The 25,042-nt window shown below is 63.5% G+C and carries 23 protein-coding genes; 4 read left to right on the top strand and 19 right to left on the bottom strand.

What is annotated here, in order from left to right; all coding sequences use genetic code 11:
* On the top strand, window positions 1–833 hold an 833-nt coding region (locus EN949_RS16240; protein WP_127371730.1), incomplete at its 5' end, for a VWA domain-containing protein.
* Entirely contained in the window at window positions 833–1,720 is an 888-nt protein-coding gene (locus EN949_RS16245; RefSeq protein ID WP_064994052.1) for an amidohydrolase, read from the top strand. The genes EN949_RS16240 and EN949_RS16245, both read left to right, overlap by 1 nt.
* Before the next feature lie 4 nt (window positions 1,721–1,724).
* Here the strand turns inward: EN949_RS16245 and EN949_RS16250 are convergent, their stop codons facing one another.
* The 7 genes from EN949_RS16250 to EN949_RS16280 form a co-directional block, all read right to left on the bottom strand.
* Window positions 1,725–2,132 carry a carboxymuconolactone decarboxylase family protein gene (locus tag EN949_RS16250; protein ID WP_127366529.1) on the bottom strand — a complete coding sequence of 136 codons (408 nt, stop codon included), beginning with the start codon at window positions 2,130–2,132 and terminating at the stop codon, window positions 1,725–1,727.
* A gap of 219 nt (window positions 2,133–2,351) precedes the next feature.
* Window positions 2,352–3,848, bottom strand: coding sequence for a sugar ABC transporter ATP-binding protein (locus EN949_RS16255; RefSeq protein ID WP_127371473.1), 1,497 nt, complete (start codon window positions 3,846–3,848; stop codon window positions 2,352–2,354).
* The gene (locus tag EN949_RS16260; RefSeq protein ID WP_027160705.1) at window positions 3,848–4,903 is read right to left on the bottom strand and encodes a hypothetical protein; all 1,056 of its coding nucleotides are present in this window, start codon (window positions 4,901–4,903) and stop codon (window positions 3,848–3,850) included. The genes EN949_RS16255 and EN949_RS16260 overlap by 1 nt, the downstream gene beginning before the upstream one ends.
* On the bottom strand, window positions 4,900–7,023 hold the full coding sequence (locus EN949_RS16265) for an SMP-30/gluconolactonase/LRE family protein (protein ID WP_127367323.1): 2,124 nt from the start codon (window positions 7,021–7,023) through the stop codon (window positions 4,900–4,902). Before EN949_RS16265 ends, EN949_RS16260 begins: the two co-directional genes overlap by 4 nt.
* Before the next feature lie 82 nt (window positions 7,024–7,105).
* Window positions 7,106–8,134 (bottom strand): sugar ABC transporter substrate-binding protein, encoded by a 1,029-nt coding sequence (locus EN949_RS16270; RefSeq protein ID WP_127371478.1) that lies wholly within the window; start codon window positions 8,132–8,134, stop codon window positions 7,106–7,108.
* Window positions 8,135–8,200: 66 nt separating this feature from the next.
* Complete coding sequence (locus EN949_RS16275; protein WP_013530837.1) at window positions 8,201–9,187, bottom strand: ABC transporter permease; 987 nt, start codon at window positions 9,185–9,187, stop codon at window positions 8,201–8,203.
* Between the two features lie 240 nt (window positions 9,188–9,427).
* Entirely contained in the window at window positions 9,428–10,891 is a 1,464-nt protein-coding gene (locus tag EN949_RS16280; protein WP_127371158.1) for a DHA2 family efflux MFS transporter permease subunit, read from the bottom strand.
* Window positions 10,892–11,012: 121 nt separating this feature from the next.
* Here EN949_RS16280 and EN949_RS16285 point away from each other — a divergent pair, with 121 nt between their 5' ends.
* Both EN949_RS16285 and hutH read left to right on the top strand, forming a co-directional pair.
* Window positions 11,013–12,014, top strand: a complete 1,002-nt coding sequence (locus tag EN949_RS16285) for an ornithine cyclodeaminase family protein (RefSeq protein ID WP_027160708.1) — start codon at window positions 11,013–11,015, stop codon at window positions 12,012–12,014.
* A complete protein-coding gene (gene hutH / locus EN949_RS16290; RefSeq protein ID WP_127366968.1) occupies window positions 12,011–13,492 on the top strand; it encodes a histidine ammonia-lyase in 1,482 nt (493 codons plus the stop codon). Before EN949_RS16285 ends, hutH begins: the two co-directional genes overlap by 4 nt.
* A gap of 9 nt (window positions 13,493–13,501) precedes the next feature.
* On the opposite strand, the gene purU is transcribed toward hutH, so the two are convergent.
* The 12 genes from purU to EN949_RS16350 all read right to left on the bottom strand — a co-directional run bounded on the left by purU (window position 13,502) and on the right by EN949_RS16350 (window position 24,967).
* A complete protein-coding gene (gene purU, locus EN949_RS16295; RefSeq protein WP_127366969.1) occupies window positions 13,502–14,383 on the bottom strand; it encodes a formyltetrahydrofolate deformylase in 882 nt (293 codons plus the stop codon).
* Window positions 14,380–15,180, bottom strand: a complete 801-nt coding sequence (locus EN949_RS16300; protein WP_127366970.1) for a 3-methyl-2-oxobutanoate hydroxymethyltransferase — start codon at window positions 15,178–15,180, stop codon at window positions 14,380–14,382. The genes purU and EN949_RS16300 overlap by 4 nt, the downstream gene beginning before the upstream one ends.
* A 34-nt stretch (window positions 15,181–15,214) precedes the next feature.
* Window positions 15,215–15,529, bottom strand: coding sequence for a MocE family 2Fe-2S type ferredoxin (locus tag EN949_RS16305; RefSeq protein WP_013530832.1), 315 nt, complete (start codon window positions 15,527–15,529; stop codon window positions 15,215–15,217).
* An 11-nt stretch (window positions 15,530–15,540) separates the two neighbouring features.
* On the bottom strand, window positions 15,541–16,626 hold the full coding sequence (locus EN949_RS16310; protein ID WP_024501558.1) for a fatty acid desaturase family protein: 1,086 nt from the start codon (window positions 16,624–16,626) through the stop codon (window positions 15,541–15,543).
* 46 nt (window positions 16,627–16,672) lie between these two features.
* Window positions 16,673–17,854: an aldose 1-epimerase family protein gene (locus tag EN949_RS16315; RefSeq protein ID WP_127367456.1), complete on the bottom strand. Its 1,182-nt coding sequence runs from the start codon at window positions 17,852–17,854 to the stop codon at window positions 16,673–16,675.
* Window positions 17,855–17,870: 16 nt separating this feature from the next.
* A complete protein-coding gene (locus EN949_RS16320) occupies window positions 17,871–18,653 on the bottom strand; it encodes an ATP-binding cassette domain-containing protein (protein ID WP_164754883.1) in 783 nt (260 codons plus the stop codon).
* A complete protein-coding gene (locus EN949_RS16325) occupies window positions 18,650–19,630 on the bottom strand; it encodes an ABC transporter permease (protein WP_224675535.1) in 981 nt (326 codons plus the stop codon). The genes EN949_RS16320 and EN949_RS16325 overlap by 4 nt, the downstream gene beginning before the upstream one ends.
* 82 nt (window positions 19,631–19,712) lie before the next feature.
* Window positions 19,713–20,657: a substrate-binding domain-containing protein gene (locus EN949_RS16330; protein ID WP_024501562.1), complete on the bottom strand. Its 945-nt coding sequence runs from the start codon at window positions 20,655–20,657 to the stop codon at window positions 19,713–19,715.
* A gap of 64 nt (window positions 20,658–20,721) precedes the next feature.
* Window positions 20,722–21,636: a sugar phosphate isomerase/epimerase gene (locus tag EN949_RS16335; protein WP_013530826.1), complete on the bottom strand. Its 915-nt coding sequence runs from the start codon at window positions 21,634–21,636 to the stop codon at window positions 20,722–20,724.
* A gap of 55 nt (window positions 21,637–21,691) precedes the next feature.
* Window positions 21,692–22,777 carry a Gfo/Idh/MocA family oxidoreductase gene (locus EN949_RS16340; RefSeq protein ID WP_127367600.1) on the bottom strand — a complete coding sequence of 362 codons (1,086 nt, stop codon included), beginning with the start codon at window positions 22,775–22,777 and terminating at the stop codon, window positions 21,692–21,694.
* Between the two features lie 35 nt (window positions 22,778–22,812).
* Entirely contained in the window at window positions 22,813–23,874 is a 1,062-nt protein-coding gene (locus EN949_RS16345; RefSeq protein ID WP_063172547.1) for an ABC transporter ATP-binding protein, read from the bottom strand.
* A gap of 1 nt (window position 23,875) precedes the next feature.
* Window positions 23,876–24,967 carry an ABC transporter ATP-binding protein gene (locus tag EN949_RS16350; RefSeq protein WP_127367322.1) on the bottom strand — a complete coding sequence of 364 codons (1,092 nt, stop codon included), beginning with the start codon at window positions 24,965–24,967 and terminating at the stop codon, window positions 23,876–23,878.
* Between the last annotated feature and the right edge of the window lie 75 nt (window positions 24,968–25,042).

Here is a 25,042-nt window from a genome sequence, read left to right on the forward strand (position 1 = left end):
GCCAGGAAGAGATCGAGGTCATCAGCCATCAGGAAGGTGGCGAACTCTCTTCCGGCGCCGAACAACTGAGTACCCGCGATTTCAAGCGCGACGACGACAACCTTGCCGCTTTCCGCCGCAGGCTCGCTTCAGCCTTGCCCGCCCGCCGCTCGTTCCGCACCGTGCGCACGCATTCGCGCGGCAAGCTCGATCTGCGCCGGTCGCTGCGGGAAATCGTCAGCGCCGATGGCGACGTGCCCTCGCCGCTGCTGCGCCGCCGCCAGACCGTGCCGCGCAAGCTGCTGCTGCTGATCGACGTTTCCGGCTCGATGAAGCTGCACACCGCAGACTATCTCAAGCTGGCGCATGCCGCCGTGCAAGGTGCCGACCGCGCCGAAATCTTCACCTTCGGCACGCGGCTGACCCGCATCACCACGGCATTGCGCATCCGCGACCGCGACCAGGCATTGGCCCGCGCCGCTGCCCAGGTCGACGATTGGGACGGCGGCACCCGGATGGGGCCGACGCTGCTCGCCTTCCTCTCGGTGCCGCGCTTTTCAGCCTTTGCACGCGGTGCCGCTATCGTCATCCTGTCCGACGCGCTGGAACGCGGCGATCATGCCGAGTTGGAGACAGCCATGCGGCGGCTGAGCGCCCGCGCCTTCCGGCTGTCGCTGGCCACACCTTTGGCCGGCGACCCGCGCTTCCGGCCGGCAACGGCGGCACTTCGCGCCATCCTGCCCGACCTCGACGATCTCGTCGACGGCTCGTCGCTTGCCGGTCTCACCGATTTCATCCTGTCGCTCGCCCGCCCTGCTCCGGCGGCGGCGACAATCTGGAAGAGGGTTTCATGATGCAGAAAACCATCGACGCACATTTTCACATCTGGCGCCAACAGGACCAGCCATGGCTGGTCGGACCGATGGTGCCGCGCATCTTCGGCCCCTACGAACCGATCCGGCGCGACTATCCGATCGAGGAATTTCTCGAAGACCAGAGGGATTCAGGCGTCGAGAAGGCCGTCTACGTCCAGACCAACTGGGCCAAGGAGGATTTCGAGAAGGAAGTCGCTTTCCTGCAGAAGACGTCCGACGAAACCGGCTGGCCGCATGCCATCGTCGGCTACACCGACATGACCGTCGACGATATCAGGCCTCAGATCGATCGCTTGATGAAATACAAGCTGCTGCGCGGCGTGCGCATGCAGTTGCACTGGCACGAGACCCCGGCCTTCCGCTTCGCCGCCTCCGCCGATCAGGTGATCGACCCGAAAGTGCGCGCCAATGTGGCGCGGCTCAAGGATTATGGCCTGTCCTTCGACCTGCAGCTCTTCCCCGCCCAGATGAAGGACGGCCTGACGCTGGTCGGCGAGAACCCCGAAACGAATTTCATCCTCACCCATGCAGGCATGCTGACCGGCATGGAACCGGAAACCACCGAGGCCTGGAAGGCAGGCCTGCAAACGCTGTCGGCGGCGCCCAATCTTTACGCCAAGCTGTCGGGCCTCGGCACCTTCGTCCACCGCAACGATCCCCTGCTGATCGCCTATGTCGTAGACAACGCGATCGATATCCTGGGCGCCGACCATCTGATGTTCGGCTCGAACTTCCCGATCGAGAAGCTGTGGACCAGCCACGCTGAGCTGATCAAGGCGCACCGCGACGCGGTGGCCAAGCATGGTGCGGTGGCCGAGGCGGATATCTTCTGGAACACGGCGGAGAAGGTTTACCGGCCGGTGTGACGCCTCACTTCACCGCGAACTGCGGATCGACTGGAATCTGCATCGCCGTCACCAGATGGTTGGTCTGGCCGGCGAGCCCGATGATCGACACCAGTTCGCCATGCTGCGCATCGGTCATGCCCTTGGCGCGGGCTGCCGCCGTGTGCGAGTGGACGCAGTAGGAGCAGCCATTGGCGGTCGACACCGCGATGTAGATCATCTCCTTGGTCAGCGGATCGATGGCGCTGTCGGCGACCATCACCACCTTCAACTGTTCCCAGATCCGCTTCAGCGCCGGAGGATCATTGGCCAGCCCGCGCCAGAAATTGTTGACGAAATCAGATTTGCGCGTCGCGCGGATGTCTTCGAACACGGCTTTCACGGCGGGAATCTTTTCGACCTCGGCATCGCTGAGGAGTTTTGTGGTGGCCATGGGGTTTTTCCTTCGTTGGATCGTTACGTGAATTGAATCAGGTCTTGAGCAATCGCGGCCAATCCACTCGTCCGATTCACTTTTCCAGCGCCGGCGTCTAGATTCAGGTCAGGCCGAGTCGAAAATGGTGGGTTCCGAGAACCGGAGCGGAGCGTACTTTTCGTACGTGAGCACCGGAAGCGCAGGAAACCGCCATTTGCAGGCCGGCCTCACCTGAATCTAATGCACGGCCGCGTACATGATCTTCTCCTCCGTGGCCTCCGCCGGCGAAAACTCCTCGACGATGCGGCCCTGGCGGCAGACCAGGATGCGGTCGGACAGGTTCATGATCTCCGGCAGGTAGGACGAGATGACGACGACGGCCAGCCCCTCATCGGCCAGCCGGTTGATGATCTGGTGGATCTCGGCGATCGCGCCGACATCGACGCCACGTGTCGGCTCGTCGAAGATGACGATGCGCGGCTTCTGCACCAGCCCCTTGCCGATCACCACCTTCTGCTGGTTGCCGCCTGACAGCTCGACGACGCGCGCATTGTCGTTGATTGCCTTGATGTTCAGCGCCTTCGTCCATTCGGCCGAGAGCGCGCGCATCTCCTGCGTGTTGATCACCCAGGCCTTTTCGCGGCCCGCCGCCAGCAGTCCGCCGAACAGGTTTTCGGCAATGCCCATCGTCTCGAAGATGCCTTCGCTCTTGCGGTCCTCGGTGACATAGACGATGCCGTCGGCCACCGCTTCGCTCGGCACGAGATAGCGCACCGGTCTGTCATCGAGTTCAATCGCGCCGCCGCGCAGGAAATCCCGCTTGTAGATGCCTGAGACGATCTTGAATGTCTCGGTGCGGCCGGAGCCGATCAGCCCAAACACGCCGGTGATCTGGCCCTCGAAGATCGAAAAAGAGGTGTTGCGCACGACATTGCTCATCGAAATGTCCTGCACCGACAGCACTTTCTTGCCCGCCTTGCGCAGCTTCGCTTCGTCGCGCTGGCGGTAGATCTGTCCCGATAGCGTGCGCCCGACCATGGCGGAAACGATCCTGTCGCGGTCGAAGGCGGATGTGTCGTCGGTAATGACCAGCTCGCCGTCGCGCAGGATGGTGATGCGGTCGGCGATATCGAGCGCCTCTTCCAGCGCATGGCTGATGAAGACGATCGAGACGCCGCCCGCCTTCAGCCGGCGGATCAGCGCGAAGAAGTGCCGCTTCTCCTCCGGCGTCAGCGTCGCCGTCGGCTCGTCGAAGATGATGATCTCGGCATTGTGGTGGACGGCGCGCGCGATCTCGACCATCTGCCGCTTGGCCGCACCCAGCGTTGCCACCATGGCGTTCGGATCGACCGGAAAATTCAGCGACTGCAGGAACTGCTGCGCTGAAATGTAGGTGCCGCGCAGCCGGTTGAGGAACTTTTCGGTGCCGAGATAAAGGTTCTGCGCCACCGTCATCGACGGCACCAGGCTGGTCTCCTGGAACACCATCGCGATGCCGGCTTCAAGCGCTGCGTGCGGCGAGGCGTAGGCGATTTCCTGGCCCTTGTGGAACATCTTGCCTGAAGTGGCGTCGACCACACCGGCGATGATCTTGGTCAGCGTCGATTTTCCCGCGCCGTTCTCGCCGAGCAGCGCATGGATCTCGCCCTTGCGCAGCTCGAAGCTGACGTTCTTCACCGCGGGCACGCCGCGATAATTCTTGGTGACGTTTTCCAGCCGAACGATCGGTTCCATCAGAAACCTCCCGAAGCGAGGTCGATCGCCAGCACGCAGTCACCGCCTCTGGAGGCGACAAACAGCCGGCCGTCCTTTTCCGCAACGCTGCAGATGCCATGACGCGTGCCGTTGGCGCGGCTGTGCAGGCTGAACAGCGGCTGCATCTTCTGGTCGAGCCTGACCACCAGCCCATAGGAGCGGCTCGGCGACCACGGCTTGTGGATGCCCATGGTGCGGATGCCGCCGCATTGCAGCGGCTCGAGGAAGCTGCGGCTGGACGCCAGTGCCGGCGCGATCCAGTAGGCCGGCGGCACTTGGCTCAGCATGTCCTGCCGGTAATGCGTTTCCTGCAGCACGAATTCGATCAGCCGGTTGCGCGGCGCAAACAAGGTCAGCCAGGCCCCACCATCGGCGGACGGCGACAGCCTCGCGGGATAGCCTGGCAGATGCGTCAGAACCGTCGAACGGCTGCCCGTCGCGCCGCCGAAACGCACCAACTGATGGCGCCAGCTTTCACTGACAAGCACATCCTTGCCGACAGGATGCAGCCCGTAGGGAAAGGCAATGTCGCCGGCGAGCTTGCGAAAATCACCGCCTGCCGCGTCTCGCTTCCAGAGCGAACCGGACGCGCCCTTCTTCATCAGATCGGCGGCCCATTGCGATGGCACATGCTCGGCCGAGCCGTTGGCCAGCCACAGCGTGCCGTCATCCGCATAGGCTAGTGCGGTGATGCAGCTGATCCCGGCCGGCAGCGAAACCTCCACGCCTGACATCAGCAACTTGCCGCTTTCCAGCCCGACCGTCAGTTCGCCCAATGGCGACAGCGCCAGCGCGGTGACGGCAGACGGAAAGGTCTCGACCACGACAGGTTGCGCTCCAGCAGCAATCGAATGGATGGCGTTGCCGCTGGAGACCACCAGCCTGTCACCGGTAACCAGCAGATTATCCGGTTCCGTCAGCTCGGCAAAAGCCGGCGCATCATCCAGCCGCGTATTGGGGCGAAAAGCGCCGTCGAGCGGCGGGATGGTCACCGCCTTGCCGCGGAACAGGTCGAGCACCGGGTCGAGGATCATGGCTTTGCTCCCCAATAGGAAGCGGGGCTGGTCCAGTTCGGGTCGGCGCCTGAAATCTTGTAGCGGCCGATGCGGTTGTTGAGGATGCCGCCTACGAACAGATACCCCTTGTGCTCGCGCATCGAGGTGACCATCGGGTGCGCGCCGCCGGTGAGATCGCCCATCGCCTCGACGATGCCGCCCCTGTCATTGAATTTCACCACACCGCCGGTGTTGATGTTGGGGAACAGCCATTCGTCCTGCGGCAGCCGGCGCGTCATGCGCTTGCGCATGTCGGGATGGCGCAGCGACAGGTCGAAGCTCGGCGTGCGCATGCCGAGCCACGCCATCCAGTAATTGCCGTCGGAGGCGCGGTTGATGTTGTCGGGATAGCCCGGCATGTCGCGGATGACGCATTCGGCGGTGCCGGCCTTCGGCCCCTCCAGCCAGTAGCGGTGCACGCGGCAGGCCCAGCTTTCGGCGAAGAACAGCGACTTGCCGTCATGCGCCATGCACACACCGTTGGTGTAGCGGTAACCGTCGAGCAGCGTCTTCGTCGAACCGTCCTTCGGGTCGTAGACCAGCAGCCGGCCGGTGGCGCGGTTCTCGATCGAGTCCAGCGCCCAGTCATGCGCATCGTAGCGCTTGGTCGAGTCGGTGAAATAGATGCGCCCATCGGGTGCGATGTCACAGTCATTGGGGTCACGCAGCCGTGCATCGTCGACGATCGAGGTCCACGAGCGCGACGTTTCGGCCGACAGTCTTTTGACCTCACGATCCGGCGAGACGGAGTAGAGCCCCATCGCGCCGACGCAGCTGATCAGATTGCCTGATTTGTCGAAGGCCAGCCCCAGCGGGAAACCGCCGATGTGGGCAAACACCTCCGACCTGACATAGTCCGGCGCGAAGAAGCGGACGATCTCGCCATGACGCGTGCCGCAATAGAGATTGTCGTCGCGGTCGAGGATGACGTCTTCCGGCCCCTCCAGCTCGCCAAGCCCGATATGCTCTGCGGCCGACAGCCTGTTGTCGAGTTCGTATGGCGTGCCCGAGCCGGGTGCGGCCGACTGTGTCTCGCCCATCTTGAGATAGACCGGCGCGACATAGACCTCATTCAGCACCTTGTGCCGGTTCTTCAGCCAGCGGATGTCGATGGTCACCGCCACCGCCAACATGATGCCGAGCACCATCTGGTTGGTGCCGGTGCCGTAGCCCAGCCGGATCAGCCCATTGGTCATGGTCAAGACGATGATGGCGCCCATCAGCCCCTTGATCACCGAGCCTCGGCCACCGCCGAGGCTGACGCCGCCGACCACCGCCGCCGTCAGCGCCATGATCTCGAGGTTGAGGCCGGTTCCCGGCCCTGCCCCGCTCAGCCGGCAAGCAATGAGGAAGCCGCCGATCGAGGCGCAGAAGCCGGAAAAGACATAAGTCATGAACACGGTGCGACGCACGCGGATGCCGGCATTATGCGCCGAGCGCCTCGAGCCGCCGACCGCCAGCACGTGCCAGCCGGGCCGCGAACGCGTCAGCGCGATATGGGTGACGATGGCCAGGATGATCGCCAGCCACACCGAGACGGACAGCCCCCAGAAGGTGCTGTCGCCGATGAAGTCGAGCACATCCGATGTCGCGGTCGAGAGCTGCACATCTGCGGCATAGGTGGTGACCAGGATGTCGAACAGCGCCCGGCCGAAGATGAAGGTCACCAGCGTGGTGAGGAAGGCGCGCAAGCGGAGATAACCGACGAGGTAGCCGTTGATGGCGCCGAAGATGAGGCCGGTGGCGAGCGATGCGGCCAGCGCCAGCCAGATCGACTGTTCGAGGATGAAGAAGACATAGACGGCGGAAAAGCACGACAGCGCGAAGATCGAGCCGACCGACAGATCGATGCCGCCACCCAGCATCACCACCGTCATGCCGGTGACGACCATCGAGAACTCTCCGAGCTGGCGGGTCGATTCCTGCAAAGCGGTCAGCTTGAAGAAGCCGGGAATGACCGAGCCGAAGGTCGCCAATGTCGCCACCAGCGCCAGGAACGGAATGGCGTTGTCGGTCCAGCGTTTGGTCAGTATCTCGCCGACGACATGGTCGGGCACGAGATTGTAGCGCCAGGACTGGAGGCGTTCGCGAAAGGACATCGGCTGCTGCTATTCCATGAGGGGACGAGGTGACCGGATCCTTCCGGTCACCTCGCTTGTACTTCAGTCGAAAAGGTGCGGCTTACTTTGCCGCCGCCGCTTGTGCCTGCAGCGCCTTCAGGTCCCAGCAGCTGTCGGGCTTGAGGTCGGCCTTGGTCGTCGCCTTCTCCAGCGTGTAGATGTAGGTGTGTGAGGTGCCGGCCGGCTGGCCGCTCTGCAGCAGGAACTTGATGATGGCGTTCATGTCGCCCGACTGGCGGGCAAGATCGGTCATCACCACAGCGCCATAGGTGCCGTCGACCAGCTTGTCGCAATCGGCCGCCTTTTCGCCGCCGCCGGTGGTGACCAGGAACACCTTGCCGTCGAGTTTGGCATCGCGGATCGCGGCGGACGCGCCGGTGGCGTCGCCATCCCAGAAATCGATGATCGAGCAGATATCCGGGTTCTGCTGCAGCATCGTCGTCGTCACGTTGCGCGAGGTCGTCGCATCCCAGTTGGAATCGGGCTTGGCCACCACCTTGAAGTCGGGATTCTTGTCCAGCACCTTCATGATGCCGGCATACTGATAGAGGCTGGAGGAATTCGCCTGGTCACCCTGCACCAGGCCGATCTTCTTCGACGAGTTCGGGCCGCAGCCCTTGATCGCCGCTTCGGCCTCGAGCTGGCCAAGCCGGTCCCAGTCACTGCCGATAAAGGCGTCGGCCGGGAAGTTGGCGGGATTGTCGACCAGGATGACATAGGTGCCGGCGGCCTGCGCCTTCTTCATCAGCTTGGAATAGGAGTTGAGGTCCGGCGCGTGGATGATCAGCACATCCGGCCTGGTGTCCGAGGAGATGGCGTCCGTGATCGCCTGCGCGCCGGCATCGACGACCCAGTTCGGGTCGCGCGTCTCGAACACGCCGCCCCAGGCCTCGACTTCGGTCTTCAGATAGTGCGCCCAGCCCTGCGCCAGGTCGAAGCCCATTGCCAGAGGCACCAGCATGACGCGCTTGCCCTTGAGCGCCTGCGCGTACGCAGCCGGGCCCGGATCGTCGGCGGCGAAGGTTGGCGCCACGAAGGCGGTGACAGCGAGCGCCGTGGCGGCGGCCATGAGTGTCATGATCAGTTTCATGTCGGATCCTTTTGCTTTGGTCGTTGTTATCAGCGGCCGGCCCCAACCGTCCGCCGCAGTTCAGGTCTAAATGTCGCCCTGCTGGGCGGTCTGCTCGTCACGTGGATTGATGATGCCGTCGACGATGATGGCGCCGAGCAGGATCGCTGCCTTGATCAGGTTCTGGTAGAGCAGCGGAATGTCGATGATGGTCATGGCGTTGAGCAGGATGCCGATCAGTGCCGCACCGACCAGCACGTTGCGCACCCCGCCGCGCCCGCCGGACAGGCCGATGCCGCCGATAACCGCCACCAGCACGATATCGTAGAGCAGCGTCGAATTGACGACGCGGGTATTGATCGAATGCAGGCTGGCCGCCGTCAGCAGGCCGGCGACCAGTGCGACGAAGGCGGAAAGCACATAGCGCAGCACCAGCATCGGCCGCACCGGCATGCCGATGTTGCGGGCGGCCACCGGATTATCGCCGGCGAAATAGATATAGCGGCCCCATTTGGTGTAGCGAAGGAACAGGAAGAACAGGAAGGCCAGCCCTGCGAAGACGAAAACCTCGATGGGAATGTCGAGGAAGCGCAGGCCGCCGAGCAACTCGACCCAATGGCCCTGCGGCACCGGCACGGCATCCTGCGTGATCAGTTGCGAGCGTACATAGCCGAAGACGAAGGAGCCTGTCGCCAGCGTCACGAAGATCGCCGGCACGTCGGCATAGGCGACGAGAAAACCATTGAGCAGGCCGATGGCCAGCACACCGGCCAGCACATAGGCGAAGGCAAGCCCGTCCGGCGTCCCCGAATTCAGCAGTTGCAGGTACCAGGCGACCGACATCGCCATGATCGCGACGGCAGAGAGGTCGATGCCGCGGCCGATGATGACCACGGCCATGCCGAGCGCAAGGATGCCCAGCACCGACACGGAGCGGACGATGGCGACGAGATTGTTGGGGTCGATGAAGCCTGGCAGGCCTATAGCCGCTGCAACGAACAGCACCACGGCGATGGCAAAGACAATGCCTTCCTGGTTCAGGCTCCTGAAATTTGGCCAGCCGATGGTGTTCATGTCTGCGTTTGCCCCGATGGCAGCGCTGCCATCCCTGGGAAAGAACGCTAATCGGCCCAACGCCGGTTCGTCAAATGAATCCGCGCCCGGAACCCAGGCCGGCTGCGATATTTATCGAGTGGACGCATCGATTGCCGAAGCTGGCGCAATGCGCGGAAAACTCTGCGCTTTTGGCAATTGGTTGCGCCATTGCGGCCGCACGCGAAAGCGCTGCACCAAGGCAAAGGGACAGGACGGAATTTATCTCCGCATCAGGCGGAAAAATCGATCTGAATTTCCCGGCGAGTGCCCGGAAACCTCAGCGCCCGCACCTGGCGGGAGCACGAGAAAACGCAACGCCGCCACCAGCCCGATGGCGCCGATCACCAGAAAGGCTACTCGAAAATCCACAAGATCGAGAGCGGGGCGATCCCTGACGATCTGCGACAGATTAAGGATCGCCGCCGCCACCGCGACGCCAAACAGCATCGCCACCTGCTGCAGCATCGAGGACAGCGTCGCCGCGGAGCTTCGTTGCGACGCATCGATGTCGGCGAAGGCCAGCGTGTTAAGGGCGGTGAACTGCATCGAGCGCGACAGGCCGGCAATCAGCATCAGCGCCACCACCAGCGCTTGCGGCGTCTGCGGCGAGATCGCTCCGCAAGCCATGATCGAGGCCGAGGCGATGATGCCGTTGACGACCATCACCGAGCGGAAACCGAAACGGCGCAGCGTCGGCGTGGTCACCGTCTTCATGCCGAGATTGCCAAGGAAATAGGCCAGGATCATCAAGCCGGCATCGACAGGCGAAAGGCCGAAGCCAACCTGGAACAGCAGCGGCAGCAGGAACGGCGTGGCGTTGATCGCCACCCGGAAAATGGTGCCGGCGGCAAGCGTCGAGATGGCGAAGGTCAGCACCTTGAACGAGGAGAGATCGAGCAGCGGATGCGGCGCGCGCCTGAGATGGCGCACCGCCAGCCAGCCGAGGACGATGCCGGCTACGATCAGCAGCGCTGTCGGCAGCACGCCGTCCTCGGGATGCGCGATACGCTCGAGACCGTAGAGCAGCAAGGCAAGTCCCGCCGATGTCAGGAAAAAACCGGGCCAGTCGAGCGGCTTGGGGTCGGCCTCGCGGTCGCCTGGGATGAAACGGGCGACCAGCGCCAGCCCGATCACGCCGAGCGGGATGTTGATGAAGAAATTCCAGTGCCAGGACAGATAGGTGGTGATGAAGCCGCCGAGCACCGGCCCGACCACCGGCGCAAACAGTGCTGGCCAGGTGATCAGCGCCGTGGCGTTGAGCAGTTCGGATTTCGACGCATTGCGCAGGACGAGAATGCGCCCAACCGGCGTCATCAGCGCGCTGCCGAGCCCTTGCACGACACGTGCGGCGACGAACTGGGTCAGGGTTTGCGAGAGGCCGCAGGCGAGCGAAGCCAGGGTGAACAGGACGATCGCCAGCAGGAAGATGTTGCGCGCCCCGAACCGGTCGGCGAGCCAGCCCGACAGCGGCACGAACACCGCCATGGTCAGCATGTAAACGGTGATGCCGATGCTCATCGCCACCGGCGACACGCCGAAGGAGGCGCCCATCTGCGGCAGCGATGTCGAGATGATCGTCGAATCCAGCAACTGCATGAAAAAGGCGATGGCGACGATCAACGCCACGCGCCGCGCATGGGTGGCCGTTTCGGACAAGGTTGCGATCTCGGGAATGGCAGTCATGACGGAACCGGTTTGAACAGCATCTCCCCGGCGACGTCCAGAGACGTCGCAACAAACTTTCGTGTGCCGCCATGGCCTGCTATGGAATGGATGGGGCCGTCGAGGAGAGTATACGCGTAACATGAAGCCCATCTACATCGACTACCTCAATGCCCTCGACATCGATGCCCTTGCCATGACCGATGGCGAAATCATCGCCGCCGTCGAGGCTGGCCTGGTGGCGCAAGGCAAGGGCCAGACGGTGATCGAACCGCGCGTCCATCTCGAGCCGGACCCGTCCTTCCACGGCCATTTCAACGTGTTGCGCGGCTACGTCGCGCCGCTCGACACGGCCGGCGTCAAGATCGTCGGCGACTATGTCGACAATTACCTGCATGGCCTGCCTTCCGAATTCGGCATCCTCAACCTGTTCGACCCGCGCACCGGCGCGCCGCGCGCCATCCTCGACGCCACCGTCATCACCGACATGCGAACCGGCGCCGTCACCGCCATCGGCGCCAGGCATCTGGCGCGCAGGAATTCCAAGGTGCTGGCCCATATCGGCGCGCGCGGCACCGCCTACTGGAATGTGCGCCTGCTCGACCATCTCTTCGACTTCGACGAGATTCGCGTCCATTCGCGCCGCCCGGAAAGCCGCGACGGTTTTGCCGCCGAACTCTCCGCCGATCTCGGCAAGACGGTGACGGCGGTGGCCGACTGGAAAAGCTGCATCGAGGGCGCCGACATCGTCGTCGAGGCCTCGCGGCTGCCGGAGCCGCAGCCGTTGCTGAAGACCGAATGGATCAAGCCCGGCGCGCTGGTCGTGCCCTATGGCACGATGAGCGCGGTGGAACTGTCGTTGACCGACATAATGCAGAAAATGGTCGTCGACGATTGGGGCCAGTGCAAGGGCGGCAAGTTCGGCTCGCTACGCGCCCATGTCGAGACCGGGCGGCTGAGCGAGAAGACGCTGCATGCCGAGCTCGGCCAGATCGCCGCCGGCCTGAAAGTCGGGCGCGAAAGCGACGACGAAACGATCCTGTTCTGGCATCGTGGCCTGTCGCTGTCTGATATCGCGTTGGGCAAGGCGATGCTGGCCAAGGCGCAGGCGCAAGGCATCGGCCAGAGACTGCGCTTCGCATGAGCGCGCTCGTCCTCACCGGAACCGGCGTCGGCGTCGGCGATGTCGCTGCGGTCGCCCGCGATGGGCGCAAGGTGGAGATCGGACCCGATGTCATCGGCAGGCTTGAGAAGGCACGAAGAGTGCTCGACCAGGCTGCAGCGTCCGGCCAGCAGATCTATGGCTTGAACACCGGGCTCGGCGCCAATCTCGGCACTGCTGTAGAGGGCGATGCCGGAGCCTTCCAGCGCCAGTTGCTGGAGGGACGCAGCGGCGCCGTCGGCGAAGGATTGCCGGTCGATGCCGTGCGGGCAAGCATGGCCGCGCGTGCAGCGATGCTGTCGGTTGGCGGATCCGGCCTTTCGTCTTCCGTCTTCGTTGCTTTGCTCGACGCGCTCAATGCCGGCGTCCATCCCGTCATGCCCTCGCTTGGTTCGATCGGCGCCAGCGACCTGGTGCTGATGACGGCACTCGCCCGCATGCTCACCGGCGAAGGCGAAGCCGACTATCAGGGCCGTCGCATACCGGCGGCCAAGGCGCTGATGATGGCGCGCCTCGCCCCGATCAGCCTGGCGCCCAAGGACGGGCTATCGCTGATCAACGCATCGGCGGTTTCCGCCGGCAGCGGCGCACTTGCAGTGACGGATGCCCTCACTGCCCTGGCCCAGCAACAGCATGCCGGGGCTTTGACCATGGAAGGTTTTGGTGCCAACCGCACCATCCTCGACCCGCGCCTGCATATGGCGCGCCCGGCAGCCGGCCAGCAGGAAGCAGCCAAGGTGCTGCACAATCTGCTCGTCCGAGACGACGCGCCGGCACCGACCACCTTGCAGGACCCGCTGTCGATCCGCTGCATGTCGTCGGTCCATGGCGCACTGATCGAGGCGATCGGCCAGGCGAGACAGGCTGTCGAGATCGAGCTCAACGCCGCCGCCGACAACCCGCTGGTGCTGGGCGATGATGAACTGGTACTGTCGACCGGCAATTTCCACACCGCCGCACTGGCGCTCGCCTTTGAGACGCTCGGCCTGGCGATCGCCCAATGTGCCGCGGCCAGTGCCGCGCGCTTCATCCAGCTCACCGGTTCGGGCCGCAATGGCCTACCGAAATATCTGTCGCCGGTCGGCGGCGCCTCCGCCGGCTTCGTACCGCTACAGAAGACAGTGACCTCGATCCTGGCCGCCATCCGCCATAAGGCCAATCCGGTGATGCTCGACTTTCTGGCCGTGTCGGAGGGCGTCGAGGATCACGCCACGCAGACACCTCTGGCGGTTGCGAAATGCGCAGGGATGATCGCGCTGTGGCGGCGGCTGATCGCCTTCGAATTGATGGCCGCCGCGCAGGCCATCGACCTGCGTGACGGCTTCACACTGGCGCCGCGCACGGCCGCACTTCACGCGGCGATACGCTCGCTCGTCCCCATGCTGAAAGAGGACCGGCCGCTCGGCATCGACGCCGAAGCGCTCTACGCCGCGCTCGCCGGCGCCAGTTGGCCGGCCTGACGCGGCTTCTCAGAAGACGATGGTCTTGTGGCCGTTGAGCATGACGCGGGCTTCGAGATGCAGCTTGACGGCGCGCGCCAGTACCCGGCTTTCGATGTCGCGCCCGACAGCGACGAAATCCTCGGCGCTCATCGCATGGGTGACGCGTTCGGTCTCCTGATCGATGATCGGGCCCTCGTCGAGGTCGGAAGTGACGTAATGCGCCGTCGCACCGATCAGCTTGACGCCGCGGTCGAAAGCCTGGTGGTACGGCTTGGCGCCCTTGAAGCTCGGCAGGAACGAATGGTGGATGTTGATCGCCCGTCCGAACAGCCGGTCCGACAGACCTTTTGAAAAGACCTGCATGTAGCGCGCCAGGATGACCAGTTCGGCCCCTGTCCGCTGCACCAGGTCCAGCAGCTTCTGTTCCTGTTCGGCCTTGTTCTCCTTGGTGGTCGGCCAATGGTGGTAGGGAATGCCCTCCAGCTTGGCGAAGCGGCGGGCATCCTCGTGGTTGGAGACGACAGCTGCAACCTCCGCGTTCAGCCAGCCGACCCTGATCTGGTACAGCAGATGGAGAAGCGCGTGGTCGAACTTGGAGACCATGACGATGATCTTCGGGCGGCGTCCCTGATCGACCAGCGCGGTCTTCATGCCGAAGCGGTCGACGCTCGATTCCAGGGCCCGCGCCAGACTGTCCCCGGTCGAGCCTGGCGGGCTGATGAAGGCGATCCGCATGAAAAAGCGATTGGTCTGCCGGTCCCAGAACTGGCTGCTTTCGGCGATGTTGGCGCCGTTCGCGGCAAGCTCCGCCGTGACGGCGGCGACGATCCCCGGCCGATCCTCGCAGGAAAGCGTGAGAATATGAACCGGCGCGGCCTCGTCCGTCGCATCATTGCCTTGAGATTTCACGCCCCGTCGACCCTCTTCATGAACAGGCTGAGTTCAGCCGGATCCATATGCACCACATGCCTGTCTTCGGGATAGGCGAGACTGTTCACGTCGGCAACATATTCCGAAAACGCGGCGATACGCTCGGCCTGCAAACGATCATATTCGGCGGCGAAATTGCGATACACCTTGGAATGACGGGGCATGTGGCCACGGTTCTGGCCGAGAATGTCGTCGGCGAACAGATATTGCGCATCGCAACCGGTACCCGCTCCCATCGACAGCATGATCAGCGACGTCCGCTCCGAGATGGCCTTGGCCACCTCGACCGGCACCACCTCGATCTCGGCGCCGATTGCGCCTGCAGCCTCCAGCTGCTTCACCGCCGCGAAGATATCCATGGCGGTGTCGGCGGTCTTGCCGACCGCCTTGAAGCCGCCAGTCCAGGTCGCGCGGGAAGGAATGAGGCCAACATGGCCGATCACCGGGATATTGTCATCGGCCATCCGCTTGATCGTGGCGTAGCCGGCGCTGCAATAGACCGCGTCGGCGCCGGCCTTGTAGAGCCGGAAGGCCCAGCGCACGAAATCGTCCGCCGTGCCGATCTCGTAGAAATTGTCGCCCGGCATGGTGAACAGGCTGGGCGCCGCGTCGCGGTACTCAGGGTTGAGCACCAATTCGGGCGGCACCGAGACGATGTCGACCCCTGCGCGCTCCGCGGCCTCGGCCTCGTCCATCGTCAGCACACGCAGCATGGTCAGCTGTCGCTTGCCCTTCATGGCGCGCAAATCCGCCACCGTCGGTCTTTTTCGGCTCATCAAAAGGGTTCCCTCAGTTGCATTCGGCGGCAGGTCAGCCGATCTGGATCATCACTTTGCCAGCCTCGACCTTCACTGGATAGGTGGCGAGATTGACGCATACCGGTGCGCCTCGAGCCACGCCCGTCTTGTAGTTGAAGCGGCCATTGTGCTTGGGGCATTCGATGATGTCGTCCATCACCAGCCCATCGGCCAGATGCGCCTTCTCATGCGTGCAGTACCCGTCGGTTGCGAAGTACTCGTCATCGGGACTGCGATAGATGGCGAAGGTACGGCCGCCATGATCGAAGCGGATGACATCCTCTTCCTCGACATCGTCGACGCCACACGCTTCAACCCAGTCGGCCATCTGCTTCTCCCCTATTCCGCCGCAGCCGGAACGGTCAGTGCATGGAATTCGTCCCGATACGGCCGCGCCGTCGGCGGCAATTCACGTTTGAGGAAATAATCCTCGTACTGAAGCTGCTTCAGCAGCACCGGCCAGACCTCGCGATAGGCATGCCACATCGAAGGGTTCGGCTCGGGCAGATCGTGCTTGATCAATTCGTGCAGCCTCGGCAGCGCGTGATAGGGCACCATCGGGAACATGTGATGTTCGACATGATAGTTCATGTTCCAATAGATGAAGCGGCTGATCGGGTTCATGTAGACGGTGCGCGTATTCAGCCGGTGGTCGGTGACATTGTCGGCCAGGCCGATATGCTGCAGCAGGCCGGTCAGCACCATGTGCCAGCTGCCGTAGAGGCGCGGCAGGCCGATCAGCACCAGCGGCAGGAACGACCACAGATAAAGCGCCAGCCCGATCGCCCCGACATAGATGGCGACATGCCAGCGCGCGGCTGTGACCACCTTGTGAAGCTCCATCTCGGGAATAAAGCTTTTCTCGTCCGGCGAGATGCTGCCGAACGCATTGCGCACCAGCGTCGGCAGCGAATAGCGGAAATCGAGAACACCGGTGAAGGCGAGTGCGGCGCGCAGCAGGTCCGGCGGACGCATCACCGCGATCTCGGCGTCGCGACCGACGATGATCGTGTCGGTGTGGTGGCGGGCATGGCTCCAGCGCCAGGTCACCGGATTGCGCATCAGCATGAAGCTGGCGATCTGGTAGACGGCATCGTTCATCCAGCGTGTGCGGAAGGCGGTGCCGTGGCCGCACTCGTGCCAGCGCGAGTCGCTGGACGAGCCGTAGAGCACGCCATAGACGAGCAGGAACGGCACCACCCACCACGTGCCCCAGAACCAGGCGATCCCGGCGGCGGAACCCAATATGGCAACGATCCAGATGATCGTGTCGCGGATCGCCGGGCCGTCCGAGCGCTGCATCAGCTCTTTCATCGCCTTGCGCGGCACATCGGTGTGATACCACTCGGCCGAGGCCAGCCCGGTCTCGATCGCGATGCGCGTGCTTTCCCCGACCAGGCTGTAGTCGCGCTTTTTCTCCGTCACATCGACCTCCGATTTCCGGCCCGCCAGCCGGAGCGTTCGTTTCGCCTCATGCCCTGTCCGCCAATCCCGGAAAATTTCCCGACGGCGCAGGATAATCCTGTTGCGGCTGCCTTGCGATCGACGCGATCTTCGCTTCGGCCTCGGCGATCGCGCCGGCGCCGTCGAGCACCCGGAACACCGCGTCGTAAGAACGGCTTTCACTATGCTCCAGCCAGATCATCTCGCCCCGCTCGCGCGCCGCGAGATTGCCCAAGACATGGTGTGTCGAGGGCTCTATGCCCAGCGCATACTGCCCCGCCTGAAAATTCTGCCATTGATAGGCGCAAGGCAGCTGGTCCTTGCGCGTCACCACTTCGAAGCCGAGCCCGAGCTGATCGTTGACCACTGCCACCGGCACCTCGCCATTGGCGCCCGCCGCCATCTCGTGCTGCCAGACCTGCTCGCTGAAACCCGATTGCGGCGCCGGCATCGTGCGGTAACCCACCTTCTGCGCCTGGTAGCGCTCGCCGGCATGGCCGGCCCAGACGACGTCGCGGATCGGCGCCAGATAGCGCGAACCCTCGTCGAGCAAGGGATGGCTGACATTGACGTGGTAAAAATACATGTGCGGCGTGCGGTTGAAACCGTGGTTGACGACGCGATCCGACAGCCGGATCTCGTTGCCGCCGACATCGGCCTCGATACGCCGGATCAGATGCAGATCCTCGCCGAACACTGCCGATTGCTGCACGGTGCCTTCGGCCCACAGCACGCAGCGGTCGCCGTCCCAGGTCTCGCCATAACCGGTCAGCCGCGCCGGAATGGTGCCGACGCGGCCATGCAGCGAATGGATCACGGTCTTCCTGCCCGGGTAGTTGTAGCTATCGGCCGGCACTTCTTCCCGGCCCAATATGTGGTCGAGGCCGCAGGTGACAAGCAGCCCTGAAAACGAACGCGCCCAGGCGAGCCCCCCTTCCCCCTCATAATCGTGCAGGCCGGGGTGGCGAAAACCGCTCGGCGAATGCCAGCCGATCGCCTGGCCCTTGAAGTCGCAGTCAGCGATGTCGAGCGCCCGGTCGACCAGTGCCGTGAAGCGCAGCCCCGAGCCGGTGCGGAACTCCAGCATGCGGATGCCGCGTTCCACCCCGTCGCCAAGCGTCATCAGCCGCACGCCGGCAAATTGCGACAGCATGCCCGAACGTTCCGACACCTGCCGGCGCGAAAGCGTCTTGCCGTAAAGTTCTACCATGTGACGGCCAACTTCTTCACTTCGCTCTCGTCTCTTTCAGCAGGGCCGACATGTCGGCGCCGGTGATGATGCTTTCCACGGTCAGGAGATCGGTATCGGCAATCGTCTGCTCGGCGACGATCTCGCCGCGGCGCATTACGATGATGCGGTCGGCGACCTGGAACACGTGATGGATGTTGTGGGTGATCAAGAGCACCGAATGACCGGCGTCACGCACCTCCTTGACGAAGCGCAGCACGCCATGGGTTTCCTCGACACCGAGATTGTTGGTCGGTTCGTCGAGGATGATGACCTTGGCGGCGAACTGCATGGCGCGAGAAATCGCGATCGACTGCCGCTCGCCACCCGATAGCGTCGAGACCAGCGCATCGGCGTCGAGTTTTTTCGAGATGCCGACGCGCTTCAACAGCGCCGACGCCGCGTCTCGCAATTTGGGGAAATCGAGCGGCGCGAACACGCCCAGCCATTTCAGCTTGACCGGCTCGCGCCCAAGGAAAAGATTGCGCGCGATGCTGAGATCCGGCGCAAGAGATGTATCTTGGTGGATGGTCTCGATGCCGAGGTCCATCGCATCGCGTGTCGAACGGATCGAAACCTTTTCACCGCGCACATAGATGTCGCCACGGTCGATCGGAAACACACCGGAAATCGCCTTGATCAGCGTCGATTTGCCGGCGCCGTTGTCGCCGAGCAGGGCCACCACCTCGCCTTCCTTGAGGGCAAAGGACGCATTCTTCAGTGCGCGGACGCTGCCGAAGGATTTTTGCAGATTTTGCAGCCGGAGAACTTCCATCGTCAGCCCCTTGCGGCGTTCTTCTGCAGCAAAGCGTGCAGGATGAGCATGGCGAGGATGATCAGGCCGACGAAGATGTTGTAGGCGAGGCCCGGCACGCCGATCAGCACGATGCCGTTGCGGATCGCGCGCAGCATCAGCGCACCGACGATGGTGCCGAGGATCGTGCCGCGTCCGCCGGTCAGCGCCGTGCCGCCGACCACCACCATGGCGATCACTTCGAGCTCGTAGCCGGTGCCGGCCACCGGTGAGGCGGCCGAAATGCGGAAGGCGCTGATCATGCCGGCCAGCCCCGCCAGAACCGAAGTCAGTATGAACAGCCACACCTTGACGGCGTCCGCCGGCACGCCACGCGCCACCGCCGCGTTGCGGTTCGAGCCGATGGCGCTGATCCAGTTGCCGAGCTTGGCATAGCGCAGCACGTAGATTGCCAGCAGCGAGAGACCGATGAACCACCACAGCGAGGTGTAGAACCGGAACGAGCCGACATTGAAGCTGCCGGCCAGCAGCGTCACGAAAAAACCCGGCTGATCCCAGGATTTCAGCGGAAAGCCCTGTGTGATATAGAGCGCTGCCCCACGCACCACGAGCAGCATCGAAAGCGTGACCAGGAAGGACGAAATGCCGATCTTGGTGACGATCAGCCCGTTGATGGCGCCTATGGCGATGCACAGCAGAAGCCCGGCCAGAAGGGCGACACCTATATCCACGCCGCCGTTCTGCACCAGGAGCATGACGACGACCGGCGCCAGCCCGAACACGGCGCCGACCGACAGGTCGAACTCGCCCGCCGTCAACAGCAGCGTCATGCCGAGCGCGATGATGCCGAGCTCGGGCAGGAACGCCATCATGTTGGAGATGTTGAGCGGCGACAGGAAATTGGCATCGGCAATGGCGAACACCGCGAGCAGGACAATGAGGATGACGAGCGAGGAGAATTGCGGCGAGCGCATAAGGCCCGGTCTGCGTTTCCCGACAGGCATTTCGTCTTCTGCGGCGATCATCATGACTGCTTGAACCATGCTTTGAAGAGACGCCCGCGGCTTGCGCCGCGGGCACCGGTTTTCACTTCGTGTCGTAGAGTTTCAGGATCGGTTCGACGCTCGAGGCGTCGTAGAGGCTGAACGTGTGGATGTCGTAGCCGATCGGCTCACCCGAAGCGGCGAGCCCGAGCAGCGCCACCGGCATGAAGCCCTGCGCAGACGGGAACTGCCAGGCGGCCGCGTTGACGAAACCGGATTTGACGGCTTCCGCGGTTTCCTTGGAATTGCCCCAGCCGACGACCGGGATCTTGCCGGCCGGCACGCCGGCGCCGTCGAACACCCGCTTGACGCTGGCCGCGACGGAATCGCCAAGCGCGATGATCGCCGGCGGATTGTTGGCGACCATATAGTCGGTCATCTTGGCAATGATGCCGGCCGGGTCGGTGCCGCAATCGACCACATCATATTTGATCCCCAACGGATCGAAGACACTGGCGATGCCTTCGGTCTCCAGCTGCTGATAGCTGGCGCCCGGCACTTCCACCGGCAGGAACACCTTGTCGCCTTGCTTCACCATCTTGTGGTCGACAAGATACTTGGCCCAGATGACCCCCGCCTCCTTGAGATCGGCGCCGACATAGGCCTGCCGTCCGGTCGCCGGATCGTCTGTGTTGAAGAACACGATCGGGATGCCGGCTGCCTTGGCCGCCTTCACCTCTTCCGTCCACAAGCCCGGCTGGGCCGAGGTGGTGGCGATGCCGTCGGGCTTGGCCGCAAGCGCGGAATTGAAGGCCTCCTTCTGCGCCGCCATGTCGCCGCCGCTGAATGAGATCTTGCAGGTCACCTTGAGCTGGTCGCAGGCTTTGGTCGCGCCGGCATTCCAGTCCAGCCAGAACGCATCCGACGGACCGCCATGCGACAGCAGGTAGAACGTCTTCTGGCCATCCTGCGCCATTGCCGGCGCGCTCAACGAGACGCCGGCGAGCAGCGTTACGGCAGCCGCCAGTTTCAATGCGAATTTCAACATTTTTTCTCCTCCCTTACTTTGGAACCGAACCGCGCCGCCGCGAACCAGCGGCGCGAGAAGGCCGTCACAGACCGTTGGCGCGGAACTTCCCGTCGAGGAATTTCTTGGCCCTCGGCACGTCGTCTTCCGAGAGATGCTCGATGATCACCGGGATGTTCGGATGCTTTTCCGCCAGCCGCTGGAGATAGAGGTCGTAGTTCAGCGAACCGAGGCCCGGCGCCGGCAACTCGATCTCACCGACGCCACGGAATGTATGGCTCTCCAGCGCGTCCTCGTCGCCGATATCGGCGTGCTTCTCGGACTTGTCGCCGCCCGAACGCTTGACGTCCTTGGCGTGAGCTATTCTGATCTTGTCGGTCAGCGTGTCGAACACCTGGTTCAGGATCTGGTCCATCCTGTCGATGTTATGCGTCTCGAAATAATTGGTCGGGTCCATCAGCAGACCGAGGCCGGGGTGATCGACCTGCGCGAACATCTTGACCGTCTCCTCGACCGAGCCGACGACGTTGTTGACATAGGTTTCGAGCAGGAAGACCGCGCCGTGGTCATAGGCCGTCTGGGCAAGGTCGGCGACCACTTTGCGGCATTCCTCGAACCCTTCCTCGGTCTTGTTCTTGGGGTGATGCACCCAGTCGGATTCGGTGTTGTAGGTGCCGGTTTCCGAGATCACATACGGGCTGCCGAAATGGCGGGCGTTGCGGATGATCTCTTTGAGGTAGCCGACGCGCTTGTCGCGCTCGGCCTTGTCCGGGTGGATGATATTTGTGTAGCCGGAAATGCAGCACACCGGCAGGTGATGATCGCGGAAGACGTCGCGCACCTTCTTGGCCTTATCCTTGGTGATCTGCCCGGCCGACAGGTCGACATCCTTGAAGTGGAGGTCGAGTTGCACCGTGTTGAAATCGAGCCCGCGGATCTTCTTCGCCGTCTCTTCGAGGCCGTACGGGAAATAGCCCGTGAAAATACCTGCCTGCATCATGGTATGAATTCCTCCCTGTAAGCGATTCAGTTGTCTGGTGTTTCAGCTGCGGTGATCAGGTAGCGATTTCGGAAAGCTTGACCGTGCGGCCCTCGTCGATCGAGCGATAACCCGCCTCGGCCAGCGCCATGGTCTTGACGTTGTCGGCGACCGACAGCGCCGGCGGCGTGCCGGTCTTCACCGCGTGCTGGAGCTGCTCCATCACACCGATAAAGGCATGCGGGAACCACATCGTGTCCCAGCTCGGGCTGACCCATTCGCCGCCGGTCGTCTCGGTCGAAGCGTAAGTCAGCGTCGAGGCAGCGCCCGTCGGCCAGCCGATGGTGCCCTTCGCGACCCCCTTGCTGCCGTCGACGCGCCAATTGATGTGCTGGTCGTCCTTGTAGCCATCCTGGCGCGGACCGGACCAGACATCCTCCAGCGACACAGCGAGCACACCGGACGGAAAGCGCAGCGTCGACACCGTGATGCCGTCCGAGTGGTCGAATGTCGTGCGCGGGTCTTTGCGTGTCAGCGTGGTGATCTCGTCGGGGTCGCCGAACAGGAAGCGCAGCACGTCGAGATGATGCACGCTCATATTGGCGAGCGTCAGCCGGTCATAGTCCTCGAGGAAGCTCTGCCAATGCGGGATGGCGTGCATGTCGATCTGCGCGAAGACGATGTCGCCCAGCGCGCCGCTGTCGATGATCTGCTTCAAGACGCGCATCGATTGGTCGTAGCGCATGTTCTGATTGACCGAGAGGATCTTGCCGGCCTTGGCCGCCTCATCGCGCAGCTTGACCGCTTCCTCGACTGACAGCGCCAGCGGCTTCTGCGCCAGGATCGCCTTGATATGCTTCTGCCTCAGCGCGTGACGGATCAGCGCCGGCTGCAGGTCGGGCGGGAAAGCAAGGTCGATGATCTCGACATTTTCGTCCTCGATCAGTTTTTCCGGTGTGTCGTGGACGGTCGGAATGCCCCAGCGCGTCGCCACCTTCTCGGCGCTGGCCCTGGTGCGCGAGGCGATTGCCACCACCGGGAACCCGGCTTCCTTGTAGGCGGCGAGATGGCACTCGGCCATGATCATGCCTGCGCCGACACAGCCGATCTTGTATTCCTTCGTGCGGACCTTCACGTCCGGCTCGAAGCCTTTGCTTGCCATCTCTTCCTCCCGAAAGTCTTTCCTTGCGGCGGCCGTCATCGTGCCAACGCCCCGCCGCTCTGTTCGAAATAATGCACTCTGGCCGGCTCGCAGGATATCGCCACCATGGCATCCGGCCGGATGTCGGGCTGGCCGCGCAGCAACGCCTTCAGCCGCGCCTGCCCGGCAGCGAGCGTCACCACGGTGTAGCCGCCAAGCGGCTCGACCTCGAACACTCGCGCCGGGCGGCCCGGGCCCCCATCCGCCCACGGTCTGACCTTGATGTCCTCCGGCCTCAGCCCGATCTCCACGGCGTCGGCGGGCGCTGTCTTGTCGTCGATGCGGATCGTGCCTTCAGCCGCTTCGACACCGCCATCGCCGCGCGCCGATCTGAGGATGTTCATCATCGGCGAGCCAAGCAGCCTTGCTACATAGGTGCTGGCCGGGCGGTCGTAAATTTCTGCCGGCGTACCGATCTGCCTGATCTTGCCGTCCTCCAGGATGGCGATGCGATCGGCGACCGACATCGCTTCTTCCTGGTCATGCGTGACGTAGATCAGCGTCTTGCCGAGTTCGCGCTGGATGCGCTTCAGCTCGACGCGCGTTTCTTCGCGCAGCCTGGCGTCGAGCGCCGAGATCGGATCGTCCATCAGATAGGCATTGGGATCGCGCACCAGAGCCCGGGCGATCGCTACGCGCTGCCGCTCCCCGCCCGAAAGCTGTCCCGGCGGCTTGTGCAGGATATGGCCGATATGCAGCTTCGCCGCGACGTCGGTGACCCGCCGCTTGATCTCGGCCTCGGCGACCCGGCGTTCGACCAGGGGAAAGCGGACATTTTCGAGCGCGCTCATATGCGGGAACAGCGCCAGGTTCTGGAACACCATCGCCACGTTGCGCTCGGCCGGCGACATCGCGTTGACCGGCCTGCCTCCGATCAGGATTTCGCCGGTGTCAGGAGCCTCCAGCCCGAGCACCAGGCGCAGGATGGTCGACTTGCCCGACAGCGGCGGACCGAAGAAGCAGAAGAACTCATTGTCGTTGACGGTGAACGAGGCGTCGTCGACGGCGAGTGTATTGCCGTAGCGTTTGGTCACATTACGGAAGACGATATCGGCCATCTCAACCCGCCTTCATCGTAAGGCCGGTAGCGGCGTCGAAGACGCGCACCGACGACGTAGTGGGAGCGATGACAGCGGTGTCGCCGATAGCCAGCCCGACATCATTGTCGAACACCGTTTTCACAGCCGCCTCGCCCTGGCCGAGATGAACGATGGTGCGCGCACCGATCCGTTCGACAAAGGTCACCGGCATTGCGAGGCCCTGCCCATTCTGCACCAACGTCGCCTGTTCAGGCCGGAATCCGTAAAGCACCTCGCCGCGTGCACCACGCATGGCCGCTGCGAGTTCGCCCGGCAGCGGCGGCGTGACGCCCAGCGGTCCGAGATCGACGACCAGTCCGCGGTCGCTCTCCGCCGGCCTGCCCTTGAGCAGATTCATGCCCGGCGCACCGATAAAGCGGGCGACGAAGACATTGGCTGGATCGTTGTAGACCTCGAGCGGCGTGCCGACCTGCTGCAAAACCCCATGATCCATGACCGCGATGCGGTCGGCCATGGTCATCGCCTCGAGCTGGTCGTGGGTGACATAGACCATGGTCTGGCGGAACTGCCGCTGCAGCTGCTTCAGTTCGGTGCGCATGACGGCCCGGAAAGCGGCGTCGACATTGGACAGCGGCTCGTCGAGCAGGAAGATCGCCGGCTCCATGATCGCCGAGCGGCCGATCGCCACCCGTTGCAATATGTTGACCGACAGCCTGTCGGCCTTGCGGTCGAGCAGCGGCGAAAGCTGCAGCATCTCGGCGATGGCGCCGACGCGACGGTCGATCTCGGCTTTCGCGGCACCTCGCATTTTTGGTCCATAGGCAAGGTTCTGGCGCACCGTCATATGCGTGAAGATGGCGTAGTTCTGGAACACGAAGCCGACGCCACGCCGGCCCATCGGCACGCCGGCCATGTCGCGCTCGCCAAACAGGATCTTGCCGCCGGTCGGTTCTTCCATGCCGGCGATCATGTTCATCGTCGTCGACTTGCCGCAGCCCGACGGGCCGAGCAGCGCCATGAACTCGCCATCTGATATTGCCAGGTCCATGGTCTTCAGCGCGGTGAAGTCGCCGAATTTCTTAACCAGGTTTTGCAGGTGGATGGCGCTCATGCCGGTACCTCGCGTGCCCGCGCCATGCGCTTCATGGCGAACACCGCGACGATCGAGAGCACGATCAATATGGCC

The sequence above is a fragment of the Mesorhizobium sp. M7A.F.Ca.US.007.01.2.1 genome (assembly GCF_003998165.1).
Taxonomy (GTDB): Bacteria; Pseudomonadota; Alphaproteobacteria; order Rhizobiales; family Rhizobiaceae; genus Mesorhizobium; species Mesorhizobium ciceri.